This is a genomic window from Exiguobacterium sp. s181, from assembly GCF_018617125.1.
Classification (GTDB): Bacteria; Bacillota; Bacilli; order Exiguobacteriales; family Exiguobacteriaceae; genus Exiguobacterium; species Exiguobacterium profundum.
Genome location: NZ_JACSJM010000001.1, coordinates 724,134 through 744,082, shown reverse-complemented (window position 1 = coordinate 744,082; position 19,949 = coordinate 724,134). Strand labels below are relative to the sequence as shown.

At 48.8% G+C, this 19,949-nt stretch carries 22 protein-coding genes; 7 read left to right on the top strand and 15 right to left on the bottom strand.

The features are described from left to right. The first annotated feature begins 14 nt into the window (after positions 1-14). Both KNO70_RS03885 and KNO70_RS03880 read left to right on the top strand, forming a co-directional pair. Positions 15-602, top strand: a complete 588-nt coding sequence (locus tag KNO70_RS03885) for an ECF transporter S component (RefSeq protein WP_012726825.1) — start codon at positions 15-17, stop codon at positions 600-602. Between the two features lie 69 nt (positions 603-671). Continuing rightward, entirely contained in the window at positions 672-1,244 is a 573-nt protein-coding gene (locus tag KNO70_RS03880) for a nucleotidyltransferase family protein (RefSeq protein ID WP_078147250.1), read from the top strand. A gap of 40 nt (positions 1,245-1,284) precedes the next feature. Here the strand turns inward: KNO70_RS03880 and KNO70_RS03875 are convergent, their stop codons facing one another. Together KNO70_RS03875 and KNO70_RS03870 are read right to left on the bottom strand one after the other, a co-directional pair. After that, a complete protein-coding gene (locus KNO70_RS03875; RefSeq protein ID WP_078147251.1) occupies positions 1,285-2,496 on the bottom strand; it encodes a NupC/NupG family nucleoside CNT transporter in 1,212 nt (403 codons plus the stop codon). A 202-nt stretch (positions 2,497-2,698) separates the two neighbouring features. After that, a complete protein-coding gene (locus KNO70_RS03870; protein WP_012726828.1) occupies positions 2,699-2,935 on the bottom strand; it encodes a YuzB family protein in 237 nt (78 codons plus the stop codon). 98 nt (positions 2,936-3,033) lie between these two features. Here KNO70_RS03870 and KNO70_RS03865 point away from each other — a divergent pair, with 98 nt between their 5' ends. Next, entirely contained in the window at positions 3,034-4,089 is a 1,056-nt protein-coding gene (locus tag KNO70_RS03865) for an NAD(P)/FAD-dependent oxidoreductase (RefSeq protein ID WP_012726829.1), read from the top strand. Between the two features lie 243 nt (positions 4,090-4,332). Then, entirely contained in the window at positions 4,333-5,763 is a 1,431-nt protein-coding gene (locus KNO70_RS03860; protein ID WP_078147254.1) for a S8 family serine peptidase, read from the top strand. 91 nt (positions 5,764-5,854) lie between these two features. Here KNO70_RS03860 and KNO70_RS03855 read toward each other — a convergent pair whose 3' ends face one another. Further along, entirely contained in the window at positions 5,855-7,141 is a 1,287-nt protein-coding gene (locus tag KNO70_RS03855; protein ID WP_214811265.1) for a globin-coupled sensor protein, read from the bottom strand. A 169-nt stretch (positions 7,142-7,310) separates the two neighbouring features. Continuing rightward, positions 7,311-7,616 carry a YuzD family protein gene (locus KNO70_RS03850; protein ID WP_078147257.1) on the bottom strand — a complete coding sequence of 102 codons (306 nt, stop codon included), beginning with the start codon at positions 7,614-7,616 and terminating at the stop codon, positions 7,311-7,313. 129 nt (positions 7,617-7,745) lie between these two features. Between KNO70_RS03850 and KNO70_RS03845 the strand changes: the two genes are divergently transcribed. Continuing rightward, positions 7,746-7,973, top strand: a complete 228-nt coding sequence (locus KNO70_RS03845) for a NifU family protein (RefSeq protein ID WP_012726833.1) — start codon at positions 7,746-7,748, stop codon at positions 7,971-7,973. 19 nt (positions 7,974-7,992) lie between these two features. On the opposite strand, the gene KNO70_RS03840 is transcribed toward KNO70_RS03845, so the two are convergent. After that, complete coding sequence (locus tag KNO70_RS03840) at positions 7,993-8,772, bottom strand: TIGR01457 family HAD-type hydrolase (protein ID WP_078147258.1); 780 nt, start codon at positions 8,770-8,772, stop codon at positions 7,993-7,995. 4 nt (positions 8,773-8,776) lie between these two features. Then, complete coding sequence (locus tag KNO70_RS03835; protein ID WP_078147259.1) at positions 8,777-9,220, bottom strand: DUF86 domain-containing protein; 444 nt, start codon at positions 9,218-9,220, stop codon at positions 8,777-8,779. Between the two features lie 158 nt (positions 9,221-9,378). On the opposite strand from KNO70_RS03835, the gene glpX reads away from it, so the two are divergent. Then, the gene (gene glpX / locus KNO70_RS03830; protein ID WP_078147260.1) at positions 9,379-10,359 is read left to right on the top strand and encodes a class II fructose-bisphosphatase; all 981 of its coding nucleotides are present in this window, start codon (positions 9,379-9,381) and stop codon (positions 10,357-10,359) included. Positions 10,360-10,403: 44 nt separating this feature from the next. Here glpX and KNO70_RS03825 read toward each other — a convergent pair whose 3' ends face one another. From KNO70_RS03825 to KNO70_RS03790, 8 genes are all read right to left on the bottom strand, one after another. After that, positions 10,404-11,075 (bottom strand): DUF975 family protein, encoded by a 672-nt coding sequence (locus KNO70_RS03825; protein ID WP_078147261.1) that lies wholly within the window; start codon positions 11,073-11,075, stop codon positions 10,404-10,406. 102 nt (positions 11,076-11,177) lie between these two features. Further along, positions 11,178-11,483: a hypothetical protein gene (locus KNO70_RS03820; protein ID WP_078147262.1), complete on the bottom strand. Its 306-nt coding sequence runs from the start codon at positions 11,481-11,483 to the stop codon at positions 11,178-11,180. A gap of 158 nt (positions 11,484-11,641) precedes the next feature. Next, positions 11,642-12,010, bottom strand: coding sequence for a YutD family protein (locus tag KNO70_RS03815; protein ID WP_078147263.1), 369 nt, complete (start codon positions 12,008-12,010; stop codon positions 11,642-11,644). A gap of 48 nt (positions 12,011-12,058) precedes the next feature. Continuing rightward, complete coding sequence (locus KNO70_RS03810; protein ID WP_251030063.1) at positions 12,059-13,399, bottom strand: bifunctional metallophosphatase/5'-nucleotidase; 1,341 nt, start codon at positions 13,397-13,399, stop codon at positions 12,059-12,061. Between the two features lie 15 nt (positions 13,400-13,414). After that, entirely contained in the window at positions 13,415-14,260 is an 846-nt protein-coding gene (locus tag KNO70_RS03805) for a DUF72 domain-containing protein (protein WP_214811261.1), read from the bottom strand. Positions 14,261-14,271: 11 nt separating this feature from the next. Next, positions 14,272-15,453, bottom strand: coding sequence for an MFS transporter (locus KNO70_RS03800; RefSeq protein ID WP_078147265.1), 1,182 nt, complete (start codon positions 15,451-15,453; stop codon positions 14,272-14,274). Positions 15,454-15,558: 105 nt separating this feature from the next. Then, complete coding sequence (gene brnQ / locus KNO70_RS03795) at positions 15,559-16,878, bottom strand: branched-chain amino acid transport system II carrier protein (RefSeq protein WP_214683908.1); 1,320 nt, start codon at positions 16,876-16,878, stop codon at positions 15,559-15,561. A 204-nt stretch (positions 16,879-17,082) separates the two neighbouring features. Next, positions 17,083-17,355, bottom strand: coding sequence for an acylphosphatase (locus tag KNO70_RS03790; protein ID WP_214683906.1), 273 nt, complete (start codon positions 17,353-17,355; stop codon positions 17,083-17,085). 92 nt (positions 17,356-17,447) lie between these two features. On the opposite strand from KNO70_RS03790, the gene KNO70_RS03785 reads away from it, so the two are divergent. After that, positions 17,448-18,830, top strand: coding sequence for an alanine/glycine:cation symporter family protein (locus KNO70_RS03785; protein WP_078147268.1), 1,383 nt, complete (start codon positions 17,448-17,450; stop codon positions 18,828-18,830). A 35-nt stretch (positions 18,831-18,865) separates the two neighbouring features. Here the strand turns inward: KNO70_RS03785 and KNO70_RS03780 are convergent, their stop codons facing one another. Beyond that, complete coding sequence (locus tag KNO70_RS03780) at positions 18,866-19,849, bottom strand: L-lactate dehydrogenase (protein WP_078147269.1); 984 nt, start codon at positions 19,847-19,849, stop codon at positions 18,866-18,868. Positions 19,850-19,949: the final 100 nt, after the last annotated feature.

Below are 19,949 nucleotides of genomic sequence, written 5' to 3'. Positions count from 1 at the left end.
AAGGAGAGATTCTGATGAAAACTACGCGCAACAAACGACTGACAACAATGGTGACTTTGGCGATGCTCGGGACGATCTCGTTCGTACTCATGCTATTCAACTTCCCGCTCCCATTTTTACCGCCATTCCTTAAAGTGGACTTTAGTGACATTCCTGCACTCATTGCCGGAATCGTCTTTTCCCCACTCGCAGGAGTCGTGGTCGTCGGTTTGAAAAACGTCTTGTACTACGTCTTTAACGGTGGCGGTGTTCCAGTCGGGGAAGTCGCAAACTTCTTCGCAGGTGTCGCATTCATGTACCCAGTTGCCTGGTTCTACCATAAGCGCAAGTCAAACAAAGCACTCGCTTCTGGATTACTTGCCGGTACAATCACAATGGCTCTTAGTCTCGCCATCTTAAACTATCTCGTCATCTTGCCAGCCTACGCCTTCTTCTTCGGAATGGCAGACATGGCCGACCCGGCGGTGAAAACGGATCTTGTCCTTTACGGGATCTTACCGTTCAACTTGATTAAAGCGATCTTGATCAGCGCGCTCTTCGTCCCACTCTTCTTGAAATTGAAGCCGTGGATCGAACGTCAACGCGTACAACTTCAAGCATAATCGATATACGAGCATCTAGGCGTTGCCTAGGTGCTTTTTTTAACCATATTGTAAGGAGGGGTATTCATCATGACAGACGAACAGGATTTGGTTCATTTTCTAAAACAAGACGCCGAGCTCATAAAGCTTCTCCACGCCGTCGCCAACCTCGATTTACCGGATTGTTGGATTTGTGCGGGATATATTCGTTCAAAAGTCTGGGACCACCTTCACGGATACGAAACATCGACTAAAACAGATGATGTAGATGTGATTTATTTCGACCCAAACCAACCAGAGGAAGCAGTCGAAAAACAACTCGAAGAGCGATTATTCCGCCTCATCCCCGATGTACCTTGGTCTGTCAAAAATCAAGCGAGAATGCATCACGTCAACAACCTTCCACCCTATGCCTCATCGGTCGATGCGTTGGCACATTTTCCTGAGACCGTCACCGCGATCGGGGTACGTCTTCAATCGGATGGTTCCCTCATCCTCGCTGCCCCACACGGCATTCACGACTTGATCAACATGCACGTTATACCGACACCACCCTTTGATTCGAACTCTTCAAAGCATCCCATCTATCTGGAGCGGTTGCAGCAAAAGAACTGGTCCGCCAAGTGGCCAAACATCACCATACATACATCCTTCTCATACTAAAAAACGCAACCACCGAAGTGATCGCGTTTTCTTATACCGATTAAAGAAGAAGTCCAGCCAATGTAGCTGACATCAAGTTTGCAAGCGTACCTGCAAGAATCGCGAGAACACCCATGCGTGCGATGTCACCACGACGGTTTGGCGCCATACCACCAAGACCACCGAGAAGGATCGCGAGTGACGAGATGTTTGCGAAACCACAAAGTGCGAATGCGATCATCGCTTCTGAACGAGCTGACAAATCACCAGAACCGATGATTGGAGCAAACTCAGAGAAAGCAACGAATTCGTTCAAGACTAGTTTTTGACCGAGGAAGCTACCGAATTGTACAGCATCCGCCCATGGTACACCAATCACGAATGCAAGTGGCGCGAAGACGTAACCGAGAATCAATTCGAGTGACAAGCTATCAAATCCGAAGAGTCCACCAACTGAACCGAGGATCAAGTTGACGAGCGCAATCAATGAAACGAATGCAAGAAGCATCGCACCGACGTTCAAGGCAAGGAAGAGACCGTCAGAAGCACCACGTGCCGCTGCATCGACGAAGTTCGCCGCTCTGTCTTCTTCATCTTCTACAATCTCGATGTCGTCATCGTACTCTTCTGTTTCTGGTACGATGATTTTCGCGAATAAAAGACCTGCTGGCGCTGCCATGAAGCTCGCTGCGAGCAAGTATTCGAGTGGTACACCGAGTGCTGCATAACCTGCAAGTACAGATCCGGCAACCGATGCGAGTCCACCGACCATGACTGCGAAGAGCTCAGACTGTGTCATTGTAGGAAGGTACGGCTTGATGACAAGCGGTGCTTCCGTTTGACCGACGAAAATGTTCGCTGTTGCTGAAAGTGACTCTTTACGTGACGTACCAAGTGCTTTCGCAAGGGCAGTACCGAGGATACGGATGACCCACTGCATGACGCCGAGGTAGTAAAGCAATGCGATTAATGATGACATGAAGATGATAATCGGAAGGACTTGGAATGCGAAAACGAAGTTGTCGCCACCGACTGCTGTTCCGAATACGAAGGCAATCCCGTCACCCGCTGTGTTCAAGACAGCTTGAACCCCATTTGAGATCCATTCAAGCGCCTTACGTCCCCATGCCGTATATAAGACGAGGAATGCAAATGCGAATTGAACAGCGAACGCTGCCAAGACCGTGCGCCATTTGATGGCTTTACGGTTGGTAGAGAAGATGTAAGCGATTGCAATTAGTGCCAAAATACCAACCACACTCATGATTTTCATTGATGTTGTGCTCCTTTCATATTAAACAAACCAATTATATGTGTCATACCCGAAAAGAGATGTGCCCTACCGTTTGAAACGCTTTCTTTTTATCGTTGTTAAACGTCAGACAACCTACATTCGAACCTCTTAGAATATAACATCCCTCTTTTTAAAATGCAACGGGGGAAATAAAAAAGTTTGAGGTCATCCCTCAAACTTTTTACCATGCCATCTCTTCGATTTTTTCATACACCTTCGTCACGAGCTCTTCTGGCGTCTCACCCGTCACGACTTCCCCGTCAACGAGGCAAAAGAGATCGAGGGAACAGACACCACAATAGCCTGTACAGCCGTATTCGACCACATCAAGGTCCGGATCGGATTCTAATTTAGCCCGGGCAATTTGTGAGCCCATCGCCAAATTCGAGGCACAAAATTCGATGATTGGATTCATCATATATGTCACCGTCTTTCTTTACGTGAATTATCGGAAAATGGTTCTTCTACGGCAGATTATAACATGATACAGTTGAAGAGTAACAAAGGGGGATTATTATGCGCAAATTAGTCGTCTTAGGAGGCGGTTACGGGGGAATGCGTGTGATTGAAAGAGTGCTTGGACATCAGTTACAAGACATCTCGGTCACGCTCGTCGATCGCTTGCCTTATCATGGATTGAAAACAGAGTATTACGCACTGGCCGCAGGAACGGTCTCGGACCGCGATATTCGAATCGACTTTCCGGATGAAATCGATTACATATACGGACAGGTCACGGACATCGACACCGAAGACAAAATGGTCCTGCTCGCGAGTGGAGAAAAAGTGCCCTACGACGACCTTGTCATCGGATTAGGGTGCGAAGACAAATATCACAATGTCCAAGGGGCCGCCGAGTTCACGTACAGTATTCAAACACTTGAAGAGTCACGTAAGACACAACAAGCAATCAATGGTCTACGACCAGGGTCGGTCGTTTCTGTCGTCGGTGCCGGGCTGTCCGGTGTCGAACTCGCCAGCGAACTTCGTGAGAGCCGACCTGATTTGACGGTCCGTTTATTCGACCGCGGACCATCCGTCCTGTCTTTCTTATCTAATCGTGTTTCGATGTACGTACAATCTTGGTTCGAGGAGCACGGCGTCGAAGTCATTAACAATGCCAACATCACACGTGTCGATGCTGACGGACTATGGAACCACGAAGACTTGTTCCCATCTGATTTGACCGTATGGACGGCCGGGATTCAACCGGTCGCTGTTGTACGGAACCAAGGTTGGGAGCTCGATGGAGGCGGACGTGTCAAATTGACGGAACATCACTTCGTTCCTGGACTGCCGGACGTGTTTGTCGTTGGTGACAATGCGAGCTTACCGTACGCACCGTCCGGACAACTCGCCGAAGCCCAAGCCGAACAGATTGTCCAAGTCTTGCTTTGCAAATGGAAAGGCGTCAATTATCCAGAATTACCCGACATCAAACTGAAAGGGACACTCGGTTCCCTCGGGAAGAAGGCAGGCTTTGGGGTGTTTATGGGGAAACAATCACTCACTGGGAAAGTAGCCCGACTATTAAAATCCGGTATCCTTTGGAAACATAAAGTCATTAAATGAGTATATTGCGAACGAGCCTCCATGGCTGGTTCGCTTTTTTTGATTTGTTCATCTGTAATTTCCATTCATTTCTCTTACAATTGAGCCAAAAGTCTTGTATCTGAATCCCCTGTATCCTTATCTAAATATTCAGATATTTAATGCCATTGGCGTATTCTACACGTTGGCAAAACTTGTTACTCTATGGTCACGGCAGTTGGACATCCCGTCATCTTGCCTACATACCTTAAAGGAGGAAACAAGTTGAAAAAAATCTGTAGCTCCGTCCTCGCCTCATTGCTCGTCTTGTCAACCGTACCTGGGGGCGCGGATGCCGCCCCAAATAAAGAGAAAGAACGCGTCATCGTCGTCTTCAAGGAGTCGGCAAAGAAAATCCCCCTTTCCATCGATGGCATGGAAGTTCGCCAACAGTACGCGAACATTCCAGCCGCTGCACTCGAAGTACCAAAAGCCGCATTGAACGGCTTGAAAAACAATCCACACGTCGCACATGTGGAAGTGGATCAAACGGTACAGATTGAGAATCAAACACAAGACTGGGGAATCCCCAAACTAAAAGCTCCTTCATCTTGGCAAAGCGGATTCACTGGGAAAGGTGTCAAAGTATCCGTCGTTGACACAGGAATCTCGGCCCATCCTGATTTAACAATCGCTGGCGGTGCCTCATTCAGCACGGTCACGAGTTCGTATACCGATGACAACGGTCACGGTACTCATGTTGCTGGGATCATCGGTGCACGGAACAACAGCATCGGAACGGTCGGGATTGCACACGAAGCAAGCATTTACGCCGTCAAAGCGCTTGAGGCGAACGGAAGTGGTAGCTTATCGAGCATCATCGCCGGGATTGACTGGTCGATCACAAATGATATGGATATCATCAACTTGAGCCTCGGGACGACGAGTCCATCGACGACGCTCCAACAAGTCGTCGATCGTGCCAACAACGCGGGCATCCTTGTCGTCGCGGCAGCGGGTAACAACGGTCGTACCGATGGGTCGGGTGACCTCGTCAACTATCCGGCTCGTTACAGTTCGGCAATCGCTGTCGCTGCAACCGATATCAACAACAACCGCGCCTCGTTCTCGGCGACAGGAAGCACTGTCGAAGTGGCAGCACCTGGTGTCGGCATCAACTCGACCCTCTCAAATGGGGGTTACGGCCAAATGAGCGGAACATCGATGGCGACACCTTATGTGGCGGGTAACCTCGCGCTCATGAAGCAAGCCTTCCCTACGCTATCGAGCACACAACTCCGTACAAAATTGTCACAAGATTCCATCGACCTCGGTGTAGCGGGTCGTGATACATGGTTCGGGAACGGACTTGTCCAAGCCCCTACTGCTGGTGGTACGACGCAACCTGTCCAAGCACTCACGACGACAGTCTCGACATCGAAGTCATCGTACTACGCGGGTGAAGTCGTCTCGATTTTTTCGTCCGTACGTAATTCGAATGGTCAAGCGGTCGCAAACGCCGATGTTCGTGTGACGGTCACACAACCGAACGGAACTACGCTTGTCGGTACAGGCAAGACGAATTCATCAGGAGCCATCACATTCACACTCTCGACGAATTCTTGGTCACAACGCGGTACGTATCAAGTGAAGTCTGATGCGACGCTTAGCGGCTACACGGCTGGTTCAGCGACGTCATCGTTCCAGCTTCTCTAAACGAAAAAGTCGAGCGCATCGCTCGACCTTGTCGATCGACGAATCAAGTCGTGTCATGCGACCTGGTTCGTTTTTTTTATAGTTTGCCTACTTATAATCGTTGCGCGGTATCCATCAGCTGTGTCGAAGACGTCGCAATCTGGGTCGTGGCACGCTTGAGTTCGGCAATGGATTCCACGATCTCATCGATATCACCGGCGAGGCTCCCCATCTGTCCGTCAGCATGCTCCGAGTCACCAGAGATCTGGAGGAAGGCATCCGTCACTTGATTGATCCGTCCCATTGTCTGCTTCATCTCTTGCTCGGTCGATAAGACACGGCTCGATGTCTCTTCCATCTGATTCGTGAGACGCTTCACCAAATCCTCCACCTCTTCCGCCGCTTGTTTCGATTGACTCGCGAGCGTTCGTACTTCTGATGCGACGACTTGGAACCCTTTCCCTTGTTCGCCTGCCCGTGCTGCTTCGATGGCCGCATTCAAACTCAGCAAGTTCGTCTGGTTGGCAATTTGCTTCACCGAATCCGCAATCGTCATGATCTCATTCATCAATATTTCGAGTGCCTTGATTTCTTGGGCCGAGTCGGATAGGTCACGCGCGATTTCGTCAAGTCGTCCCGTCTCTGATAAAATCGTATCTTTTCCGCTCACCGAAGAGTGAAGTACCGTCCGAAGCTTCGTCTGTGTGAGTGAACTCGAATGCTTCATGTCATCTGCCCGCTCATTCATCGACTGAAAACTGGCCATGACTTCTTGGGAGAGGGCGGCCAAATCTTCACTCGCCTGCTGAATCGTCTGACTGATTTCATCTTTCACATGTTGCATCTGGTCGCGGACGACGTCCGCTTCATCGTCAAACATCTCGAGCACGATTTGTTGCTCGAAGTTAAAGATTTTTGAGACGGCCATCATCAACCTCATTTTCGAGTCCGCATCGAGCTGCTCATGTTGAATCGATAAGACGAGCGTCTCGAATATTTTTTGGAAGGCCGCCATATACCATTTCCCTTTCAGACCGATCAGATAATGCCGTTTGGCGATGGCGAGACGTCGATTGATATATGCTTCATTCAACTTCCCTTCAAACATCTCCATTATATGGTTAGAAAGAGTGAGTTTTAGTTTGTCCGATGACGAATGTTGCCGAATCAACTCTCTCATCTCGTCGATCTTTTCGAGCTCTTCATAAAACACATCAACCAACCGAGGTGTCAATTGACGTAATTCCTGTTGATACGCACGTAAATAAGCTAAATCCTCACGTTCGAGACGAATCAACTGACGTTGTCGTTCCAACCCACTTGGTAAATCAATCAGCAAGTGCTCCATTTGGGACGAGGTGTCTAAATGGATCGGCATATTTCGTTTTCGGGCAAACATTGAACAGTCCTCCTTCAGTAATGGATTCATTTTAATTTTCAAAGTATTATAAATGTTATACAAGTTATGTTCAGCTTAGCCCGGTAGACAAAAGTTGTAAAATCTTTTTCTGAATTATAGGTAAACAAAAAAACGAACCTTGCAACCGCATGGTTCGTCCACCTGCTCACTATTCTATATGATTGACGGATCCTTGTTTCGCCTCAATCGCCGCATATACTTTTCGTAACTGAACGACCCCTTCGTCAATCACTTCCCCATCGAGCAAGACGAGCGGATAAAACCATTCATCGTCTTTAAGTGCCTGCGCAAACTCGTCCTCACTCTGTTCGAAATCGATATACTCGAAAGAAAAGGACTGTTCCGGATACTTGCGTCCCAGCGCATTTTGCAACCATTCATACGTCTCAGTCGAACTCGGTGCACCGACGCAGCTGGCACATTGAACTTCTGCCCCATACACTGTAATTTTCATCTTCATTCCCCCTCGAAACCATTATACAAAAATCTTACCCACTCCCGATGACGAAACGCTCAGCGTAAATGATTGAGAAACACTCTCAAACTTGCTAGAATAAAGTAGAACGAGAAAGGGGTAGATACCATGGAAATGTTTGATCAAGTCCAAGAAGTGCTCGATAAATTGCGTCCGTTCTTGCTTCGTGACGGCGGAGACGTCGAACTCGTTGATGTCGAAGAAGGCATCGTCAAGCTCCGTTTGATGGGTGCTTGCGGCAGCTGCCCGTCTTCAACAATCACGCTAAAAGCCGGTATTGAGCGCGCGCTCATCGAAGAAGTACCAGGCATCGTCGAAGTAGAACAAGTATTCTAAACAAAAAGGGAGACATTCGTCATCCCTTTTTTTCATGCCTCCATTCATCTAAACTCTCGACCATATAAGTCGGGAGTTTTTCTTGCTCCTGAACAAAGGCTGGACCGTGTACACCTGAGTTGACGTGAAGTGTACGGATTCCCCCGTTGATTCCGAACAGAATATCCGTATGATAGTTATCCCCTACCATCACGACATCTTCTTTCGTCAATCCAATCATGTCGAGTGCGATGTCAATCATGACCGGTTCCGGCTTCCCAATGAAGAACGGTTCTTTCTCGGTCGTCACCGTCAACACGGATGTGAGCGATCCATTCCCCGGTAAGAACCCACGTTCTGTCGGAATGGCGATATCCCCATTCGTCGAAATGAATCGGGCTCCTGAACGAATGGCGATTGCCCCTCGCGCTAACTTCTCATACGTGATGTGACGGTCTAGACCGATGACCACATAGTCTGCTTTCGGTTCGTCCGTGACGTGGAACCCACGAGATTCTAGGGCGAGGCGGAGTCCGTCTTCGCCAATCATATAAACGCTTGCCCCCGGAGACATCTTCTCAATATAAAAAGCCGTCGCCATGGCACTCGTCAACACGTTTTCTGCCTTCACATTTGCCCCCATTGAAATCAACTTATCTGCAATTTGCTGTTGTGTCATCGAGGCGTTATTCGTGACGAATAAGTATGGCACGCCCATCGCTTCTAACTCGTTGACGAATTCAACTGCCGCTTGGACGGGCTCTGTTCCGGCATACATCGTACCATCCAAATCAAATAAATATCCTTTTATCGGTTCCATCCAATCACTCGCTTTCTGGTAAGAATGCGGACACCGGTCCAAGTTCGACCTCTAAGTAGCGACGAACTTGCGTCGAGAACGCTGTGAAGTCTTGTTTTGACGTCTTCACCCATTCATCAAAGCGTGACGCGTCTGCATCGACGAACTCACGGACATAGTAAGCACGCAATCCGACGAGCGCCTTGGCGGCCTTCCCCGTCTTCTCATCGAGCACGCGTTCATCGAGTAGAATGTCGACAATATCTTCATAGCTACCTGGGTCTCGCATGATGAATCCGTCAATCATCGAGTTCCCTACGTCGATGACCCCTTCCATCAGGAGGACAGCCATTCGTTGTTTTGCAAGTTCTACTGTGAACGCATCCCCGCTCAATTGATCGGTGTGCGCTAACATCGTTTCCATTTGTTCCAGTGTCTGATTAATCTTCTCTCTATTCACAAAATACATGATGATCCCCCCTGCTGTTAATACTAATGCTTTTTCGGTCAGGAGAAAAGAATCTGTCCTATTTACATCATTTATAAAATTGTGATACACTAATCAACGGATTTAAGCCGTAAAAAGTATAACACATTTAATAGAGATAACGTGGAGGGTACAACACTATGGAACGTGAATTAGCATTAGAAATCGTACGAGCAACGGAAGCCGCAGCACTCGCATCATCGAAATGGATCGGACGCGGGCAAAAGAATGAAGCCGATGACGCAGCTACGTCAGCGATGCGCGAAGTTCTCGGAACAGTGAACATGGATGCGACGGTCGTGATCGGCGAAGGTGAACTCGATGAGGCACCGATGCTCTACATTGGGGAAAAACTCGGTACGACGTTCGGTCCGAAAGTCGACATCGCCGTTGATCCGCTCGAAGGTACATCCATTGTCGCAAAAGGACTCGGAGATGCGATGGTCGTCATCGCTGTTGCGGATGAAGGTGCCCTCCTCCACGCACCAGATATGTACATGGATAAGCTCGTCGTTGGGCCGAACTTAAAAGGAAAAGTCTCGCTCGATGAACCACTCGAGTCGATCATCGAAAAAGCAGCAAAATATAACAATAAACGCATTGAAGAAGTGACGGTGATCATGCAAGACCGCGATCGCCACGAACACCTTCGCCAAGCCGTCATGAACGTCGGCGCACGCGTCAAATTGTTTGAGGATGGCGATGTCTCGGCCGGAATCGCAGCTGCCGTCAAAACAAATCCGATTGATATTTTCATCAGTACAGGCGGTGCTCCTGAAGGCGTCATCACGGCTGCAGCTGTCAAAGCGCTTGGCGGAGACATGCAGGCCCGTCTTCACCCGATGAATGAAGAAGAATCTGCACGCGTCATCTCGATGGGTATTGTTGATCCGCTCCAACTCCTCACGCTCGACGACCTCGTCAAGAGTGATGACTGTATCTTCGCCGCAACAGGTGTCACGTCAGGTGAGTTGCTCGATGGCGTCAAATTCTTAACAGATGATATCGTCGAGACGACATCACTCGTCATGCGCTCAAAGACACGTACGATTCGTAAAGTCGTGGCCGAACACCACTTGTCGTTGAAACCATACTTACAAAAAACTGAAGTCAACGCCTAATCAAAAACGCCTTGCTCAATCACTTGAGCGAGGCGTTTGTTTCTTTAAAATCCTTGTTCTGTTCCGTGCACTGGCTCATTCGAATCAACTTGCTTGTCTTGAATCGAATCGTAGAACGTCGCGTACGTCGTCGAGAAGTAAGGTCCGATGAAGAAGAATCCGATCCCGAGCGTCAAGATCCCGACGAGGAACCAACCAAAGAAGGACAAGACGAGCATGAAGGCTTCCATCTTGTGCCCATCCATGAGACGACGTGATTCTGTGATCGACTCGAGTGCCGAAAGTTCAGGCTGGTCGCGCAAAATGTACGGTGTGAGTGAGTACGAGAAGGCTTTGATGATTCCCGGTACAATCAACAACAAGGTCCACAACACGATAAAGAGGCTCATGACAAAAGACGTGATGACATGTTTGAAGTAACGTGTTTGGAACGGTTTGAACATTGTCGAGAGCGAGGCACCCTTTTCACGTGATACGCCGAGTGCGAGCCATGACCAACCGATGGTGAGTGGTGCAATCAAGATTTGAAGAACGGTCGACACAAGACTTAACGTGGCGTCTGTCGATGTAAGGGGCGCTGTCGAATTCGGATCAATCTCAGGCGCGAGCGACTGGGGAATCCCGTTGATGATGACGAACAAGAGTGCCAATCCGGCCATCAACCACCATTTTCCTTTCAAGGCGTGTCGTGCATGTTGTTTCCATTCAGATCTCATAGTAATCCATCCTTTTTCGTAGTCTTTCTATTAGTGTACGTGAAAAGGTGACCATACGTTTCAAAAAACATAAAAAAAGGGAAAGGAATTTTTCCTTTCCGCTTAGCGAATCATCACATTGCCTAAAAAGAACTGAGACATGGACAAGATCAACAACAGCACCCCGAGTGATAACACAAGGTGAGATGTGACTTTGAAGACACGGCCTCGCAAGAACGAATGGCCATATTCAAAGCGACGGATGATCAACACATGAACGAGTTCAAATAGAATGACTGCCGCCGTAAAATAAAAGGTCATCATGATATGGAAACCAAAAAAGAACATGGCCAATATCCCGAGTCCGAAGTTATGAATTCGATTATGGACGTCATCCCGATCCCCGACGGTCGTTTGTACATGTTGCATCCAAATCACCTCACTATCAAAACCAAAAAACGACGAAACTATCCTTAATGACAATTTATCACATTTTTCCAACCTCAAAACCGGAAGTCACGACTTTTTACCTAAACGAAATATTTGGAAATCAAATGTAATAAAAAAAGTGCTGACGGCTCAGCACTTCACACTTTTGATTCATCGGTCTTGTTAAACTTACGCTTCAACTTCAGTTTTTGCTTCGTTCCCCCAAAGACGGGTCCACTCTCTTCTTCGTTGATTTCCGTTTCTTTTTTCAAAACGAAATAAGGACATCCAAAGTTGCAATATTCGTATACGTAGTCCATCACGTGATCAATTCGGTTCTCATAGGTCGCCAATTTAGATTGCGGTTCATAGAATCCCTTCAATCGCAACTGACCATGCCCCCAATCACCGACGATGTAATCGTACTTATCTAGCACGTCACTATATCGTGCGATAAACGCCTCTTCATCGAACCCGTCCCGTTTTTCTTCCAAGACGGTATATCCGTGGCGATTCACTCGAATCATCGCTCCCACCTCCACTCTGTTATCATAGCATGCCCCCGTCGATGCGCTCTATCCTTTTCGAATCACTTCATGACGGGCGACGATTGTTTCTCGTAATACATCCCGCAGAAGTTCGGGCATGAAATATCGCTTCGGTTGGTCTGCCAAATAAGGAAGAAGCGGACCGAATGTCAACATATCGACCGTTGCGACACGATATGTCCGATTTAAATCCAATCGTTCCCCCATCACATAAGTCTGACCGTCACGTTGTTCGATTTGATAGAGACTCGGTTCTCCGAGAACGGTCCCTCTGAACCCGAGACCTCTGACATGCATATTCGTGAACGTTTCTTCATTAGTATCGTGAAGGAAACGCGCCAACGTCTCCCCGTCCAATGTCAGCACACAAGGGTTGATTGGATGCGGACAGATCCGATGCAACATGTTGAGCGTCACCCCACCCGGTGCAAGGCCTTCTAGCACAACCCCAGATGGGATGATTCCCACATCCGCCGCACACCATTCGACCATGCCTTCAACGAGCAGGTCACCAAGTGGAGAAGGTCCGAACCAATCGGAGGCGTATCCATCCGTCTCTGCAATCGTGACATCAAGAAGGCGTTCGGCATCTGCCCCTTCTGTGCGCAACAAAGTCAACGTGTCTGGACTATCCGATTGCTGAGACAGTTCGTGAAGGCGCGCTTCTTTCGATACGATTCCTGACTCGCCAAGCGTCAGTGTGACTTCACCGACGTACTTCCCATATTTTCCGGCCTGTGCAATCAACACACCGTTCGTTATCACGCCTTCATCTAAGACATGATGTGTATGCGCACCGAGAATCACATCGATTTCAGGAAACATTTCAGCTAATCGCTCGTCTCCAAAGAACCCAAGGTGACTGAGCGCGATGATGACATCACAATGCGCCAACTGTTTCAACGCTCGCTCCGCCGCATCGTAAGGCGATTCAATCTGCCAGCCAAGCTCTGGGTATAACTCTTCATATGGAGCGGTCACACCAAACAGGCCGATCTGGAAACCATCTTTCTCAAGAACGAGCGTCTCATCGACCCAATTCGGTCGTGACCCGTCTGCTTCATATACATTCCCAAGTAAGATGGGAAATGTCGCTTCGTCATACAGTTCGGCCAGCCAATCATGAGGAAAGGTAATCCCTTCGTTGTTCCCGATGGTGACGGCTGTCGGACGAAGTCGCTCGAGCAAACGAACATTCAACTTCCCACGTGTCACTTCCGTCGCCGGATGGGTACGGTCGGCATGATCCCCTAAATCAAAGTACAGCGTGTCGTCCGTCCGATGTTCTTCTAGAAATGAAACAAGTTTCGGCCATTGGTCGAACTTTGAATGAAGATCGTTGTAATGAAAAATAGTCAGTGTCGTCATGGCCATCCCTTCCTTCTAAAACAAACTGATTTGTCTCGGTGCGAGTTCATACTCGAGGCCAAGGATCTCAATGAGTCGCTTCGCATTCGGTGCCGCATCCCCGGCCGAGTTGTTGTTAAAGTATACATACACATCTTTCGCTTCACGGTCAATCTCACGAAGTGAGGTCGCCAATTCTTGCAATTCTTCCTCGCTATACCGGTACAGACAGCGAACATGCCGCCATTCTTGACTCGTCATTCCAGGTTTTTTGAGCCATCCTGACGTATTGCGTCCATGCAATCGAACGACCGCAACATCAGGATGTGTCACGACCGGTACGAACGGGATGCTGCTCTCTTTCGTTTGCGGTTCATCGCAAATCGTGTTGATGAACCGCTGCTCCTTCAAAAATTGAAGCGTCCGGTCCCGGAACGCTTCTGAGAACCAGGTCGGATTGCGAAACTCGATGGCAATCTCGTAATCTGACAGCTCGGCACGAAGCGTTCTCAAATAATCCAGGTGTGGCTTTGACACATCGAACCACGGCGGCAATTGAACGAGCACAGCCCTTAATTTCCCCGCTCGTTTTAACGGATCGGCCGAGACGCGATAACGCTCAAACAGTTCAATCAAAGGCGTTTTCGGCTCACGATCATGTCCGCTCATTTCCCTGGAAACTTTCACAACGAATTGAAAATGATCCGGTGTTTCCCCATCCCATTTTTCGAAATTTTTCACCGGTTGAATCGCATAGAAGGTCGAGTCGACTTCAACAGTCGGAAAATGTCCCGCATATGTCGATAATTTATGTTTTCGTTCTTCTGGGGTCGTATACAGCAAATCGTGGTCACCCCATCCGGTCACACCTACATAGATCATAGCGTCCTCCTTTACGATTCTGAAATGGCGGCCGCTTTCCGTTTCGACCAGTTCCATGTGCCCATGTATGTGACGAGCAATAGGACGAGTCCCATCATGAACGGATAGCGCATATCAATATCAAAGGCGATTCCCGCCAATGTCGGCCCTAAAATATTCCCAATACTCATATAAGCGTTGTTCATCCCCATGGCAAGACCTTGCTCGTTTCCTGCAAGTTTCGACACGAGCGTGTTCAACACCGGTCGTAAAATAGATGTCGATAAGAAAATCACGAGTGTCACTGCGAAGAAGAGCATATACGTACCAGCGAACAAAGATAACAAGAAGCCGAATGAGGCGAGCGCGATGAAAGCAAGTACGACCTTGGTCTCACCCAACCATTCGACGAGACGGTCCACCGCAAACAATTGAACGATAACACTCACAATCCCTGTTCCGGTTACCATGATGGCAATTTCCTGTGGTGTCGCACTGAACATCTCGCTGACATAGAGTCCGAGTACCGATTCATACGCCATCAGACCAAACGCCATGACGAGGTTGATGACCAATACGAAGAAGTATGGTTTTCGCGTCGACATGACCAGCTGTGTCGGTAAAGATTCTTTTATTTTTGGTGCCACGTACGGAGCACGGTCCGGCTCCTTAAGAAGGAGTACAGACGAAATGACAGCGACGAACGATACAATCGCTGAAACGAGCAACGGTGTCTTCAAGCCGAATTCAGCAAAAAAGCCCCCAATCCCTGGTCCGACCACAATTCCAAGCGACATTGCCGCGGAAATATAACTGTTCCCTCGAGCTCGTTGCTCGAGTGTCGTGATATCTGCCACATAAGCGAAGATGGCAGGAATCAAAAGCGCTGCACCAACACCCCCGATGGCACGAGAGATGAGAAGAATCGTCAAATTATCTGATAGATAGAAGACTCCCATCGAGATGGTGAATCCAATCAGACCGAGAATGATCATGAGTCGGCGCCCGTAGACGTCTGCCCATTTCCCGGCAATCGGTGACATGACGAGCTGGGCACCCGCAAATACGGAAATCATGAGTCCGGCGGCTGTCCCTCCCTCGCCAATCATCTTTAAGTAATCCGGAATAATCGGGATGATAATCCCAAACCCGGCGACGGCGATAAACATGTTCAACATGAGAATCGCCAATTGATTTTTTTGTTTTGTCGTCAACGCATGTCACTCCCTTTTCATCTTTCCATTTTACTGTTTGAGTTCACATCCAGGCAAACAATTAAGACAGAAAAAACCCATCCTTGACCAAAGGATGGGCGAGACTTATGAGATGCGTGATTGAGCGAGTGATTCTTGTGACGTTCCCTTCGGAAGAAGAAGCGTGATCGCATAGACGATCATCGTCGGAACTGCCCAGGCAAGTCCGATATCCGCCATTGGTAAGTTTCCAATCCAAGAAGTAACCGCAGAAGGCTGGATGCCGTTCCACGTTTCAAAGAACGAGAGAACGAGCGCCGTATAAATTGTCGCTTTCATCGCCACACCAGGGTTTCGTTGAAGACGTTCCGTCACCGATACGAGCACGAGTGCGATCATGACCGGATAGAGGAGCGTGAGAAGCGGCACGGCGATTTGAATCAACGAACTCAAACCGACGAGTGAGATCATGAATCCAAACAACGTTGTCGCGATGACGACATGATGATATTTGAGAGAATCAAACTGGTTGCTGATGAAGCGTGAGAACTCTGAGATGAGGCCAACTGCTGTCGTCAAACAAGCGAGGAAGACCGCTAATCCGAGTGCGAGCATTCCGACTTGTCCGTAAGACGTACCTGCGAACGCTTGGAGAAGGCTTGCGCCACTCGTCGTTCCTTCTGCGACTGTCATATTCGCACCGATTGAAGCGAGCGAGATATAGACGAGCATCAAACAGGTAACGGCCACCATGCCTGCAGAGCGAAGAAGCGAAGACGCTTCTTTTTGGTCACTCAATCCATTAGCTTTCAACGTGACGAGGACAATTGCCCCAAAGACGAGGGCCCCGAATACATCCATTGTCAAATAGCCTTGTTGGAAACCTTGGCCGAGTGCACCCACCCATGTCTCAAATCCTTCCGCTGGAGCTCCCGGTTCCCCGAGAGGCGAGATGAGGTTTGTGATTCCAATCGCTACAAGCAAGAACAAGAGGATTGGTGTGATGATGCGCCCGATGACTTCAATCAACTTTTGAGCACGAAGCGTCAAGAAGAACGTCAACCCGAAAAAGACGGTCGAACTCATCGCGAGTGTCAAAGTAGAGGGAGCATCGAGAAACGGGACGAGTCCCATTTCATACGTGACGGCAGCCGTACGCGGAATTCCGAAGAATGGTCCGATGGCTACATACATCAATCCTGTCAAGATAAGCGCGAGACGCTTTGGAATATAACGAGCAATTTGGTCTGTCCCACCGCCGACCCGAGCGACTGCGAACAAAGCAAGAAGCGGTAAACCGACACCCGTAATGACGAACCCGATCATCGCCGGTACGAGGTTTTCCCCCGCCAAGGCGCCGAGCTCTGGTGGGAACAGTAAGTTCCCGGCCCCAAAGAATAAAGCAAAAATCGTAAACGCTAACGGGAACAATGTCGATTTTTTCATACAACTACCTCCATACACTTGATATTCCGAACGACTTAACAAAAAAATAATAACTAAATTTTCTGACAATATATCGCTTGGTCTATTTCATTATACACACTTCCTATCGTTTGACCACCCTATCTCCAAAATTCGAGGTTTAATTTTTTGAAATGTAGATTTCACAAAAAAATCTCCCTTTCATATGCAGGGAGATGTAAGCGGTTAATAGCGTATGTCGAACGAGCGAAATTCCTGATCGTTCGCTTCCGTCTCTTCGATTCGTTCGACACCGACAAAGCGATTGCCATCTTTCAACGCCTGCTGGAAAGCATCTACCTCATTCGCCGTTCCTTCGACATGAAGTTCGACTGTCCCGTCACTTAGATTGCGAACCCATCCTTTGATGCCGAATCGTTGCGCGGTCTCCTGTGAAAAATATCGAAACCCCACGCCTTGGACACGTCCAGATACAATCAAACGTTTAGCAACTCTCATTCTATTTTCCTCCTTTATTTTGTCAAAGATGTTTAGAGGTCCTTACTTTAGGAAACAGTATTTAAGTAAAATAATGGAATTGGAGTGGTTGTATGAATGAATTTATTACTCTTGTCACGAACGTTTCCGACTGGCTTTGGGGCGTACCGATTATCTCGTTACTCGTTTTATCCGGTATCTTCCTCACCATCAAGCTCGGTTTCTTTCAGTTTCGTTACCCCATCTACATATTCAAGCAAACATTCGGCAGCATTTTCAAAAAGCCGAAAGGTGAAGGCGACATCAGTCCGAGACAAGCGTTGACGTCAGCCCTCTCTTCAACAGTCGGGGCCGCGAACATCATCGGTGTACCTGCAGCGATTATGTTCGGGGGACCGGGTGCCATCTTCTGGATGTGGGTCATCGCTATCATCGGCATGGCCATCAAGTTCTCAGAGAGCGTACTGGCCGTGCACTATCGTGAGAAGAATGATGCCGGCGAATTTGTCGGGGGACCGGTCTACTACATATCAAAAGGACTTCGTTGGAGGTGGCTCGCGACGTGGTTCGCCTTCGCCCTCATGATCGAACTCATTCCGAGTATCATGGTACAAGGAAACGCTGTCAGCTCGGCAGTCCGTGAGACGTTCAATGGGAACACGCTCATCACGGGGATTGTCGTCGCTATTCTTGTGGGCATCATAGTCTTTGGTGGACTGAAGCGCATCGCGAAAGTCACGGAGATCGTCGTCCCTGGCATGGCACTCGTCTATGTCGGAGCCGGACTCGTCATCGTCTTGATGAACTTCTCTGAGATTCCAAACGTTCTCAGTCTCATCTTTTCTTATGCATTCGAGCCGATGGCCGCGTTCGGTGGGTTTGCCGGTGCCGCCGTTGCTGAGACGATTCGTTGGGGCTTCGCCCGTGGACTCTATTCAAATGAAGCCGGTCTTGGAACGGCACCGATTGCCCACGCCGCGGCACAGACGGACCATCCGGTGCGCCAAGGGTTCTGGGCCGTCATCGGGATCGTCATCGATACGCTCATCATTTGTAGCACGACCGCGTTCGTCGTCTTGTCTTCAGGTGTCTGGACGGCAGACGGAGCGATGGATGACCCAGCAGCGTTGACGACGATTGCTTTCAATGAATACTTCGGTTACACGGGAAGCTTACTCGTCACCATCTCGCTCATCTTCTTCGTCCTCTCGACCATTATCGTCATCATCTTTTACGGCTCGCGACAAGCCGAGTACTTATTCGGTTTGACGGCAGGAAAAATCATGAAGGCCGTTTATATCGTCTCGATTGTCATCGGTGCAATCGGAGGCGCCCAAATGATTTGGAACTTCCTCGACTTGATGCTAGCGATGATTCTTATCCCGAACATGATTGCCGTCTTGCTTCTAAGTGGTGAAGTGAAACGATTGACGACCGAATTCTTCACATCCGAGAAGTATTATAAGAAAGATATCGCCGAAGAAGAGGCGTCTTAACCAACAATCCGACTGCCTAAGCAGTCGGATCTTTATTAGGATGCGGGCTCGACATTCTCAATCCCTGCTTTGATCGTTTGTACCGAGGCGTCAAACTTCTGTTGTTCTTCGTTCGTCAATTCAATCTCGATGATCTTACGAATGCCGCTCCGGTCAATCAAGGCCGGTACGCCGATATGCACGTCACTCGCCCCGTACTCGCCGTCTAGGTGAGCGCCAATCGTCACGACGGAGTTTTCATTTCGGACGATGGCCCGGATGATGCGAAGCAAGCCTACCCCAATCGCATAATAGGCGGCGTTCTTATGCTCGATGATCTGGTAAGCAGCGTCGCGTACGTCCGCATAGATCGCTTCTAAGTCTTCGAACTGATATTTCTCGCTCTCTGCTAATAGTTCATCGATACTCTTCCCATAGATGCGTGCGTTGTTCCATGCGACAAAGCCCGTATCCCCATGTTCCCCCATATAGTAGGCGTGGCAGTTTCGTGGCGATAGTTCGAAATAGTCTCCAAGTTTGTAACGGAGTCGTGCTGTATCGAGGACCGTCCCTGAACCAATGACGCGTTCTTTTGGTAAACCCGATGCTTTCCACGCGACGTGTGCCATCACATCGACCGGGTTCGTCGCGACGACTAAAATGCCGTCGAACCCGCTTTTCATCAAATCTTCGGTCACGGTGCGGACGACCTTGGCGTTTTGCTCGACGAGGTCCATCCGTGTCTGCCCAAGTTTTTGTGCGGCTCCTGCCGTGATGACAACGATATCTGCGTCTTTACAATCCGAGTAGTCGCCTGCCCAAATCCGGACCGGTGTCGGGGCGAATGAGATCCCATGATTGAGGTCCATCGCCTCTCCTTCTGCCTTGGCATGATTCGAGTCGATCAGGACGAGCTCCTCGCAAAGCGCAGCCGTGGATAATTGATAGGCGAAACTGACCCCGACCCAACCGGCACCGATGACGGCGATGCGAGTGATATCTTTCGGGTCAATATCATCTTTATGCGGAATACGTGTCATGTAAATCCTTCCTTTCTATGATTCATTCTCTTTTTTAGCATACCCGACTCTTCCATCTTTAACGACAAAAGCTGCATGAAAAATACGTGATTCCGTTATA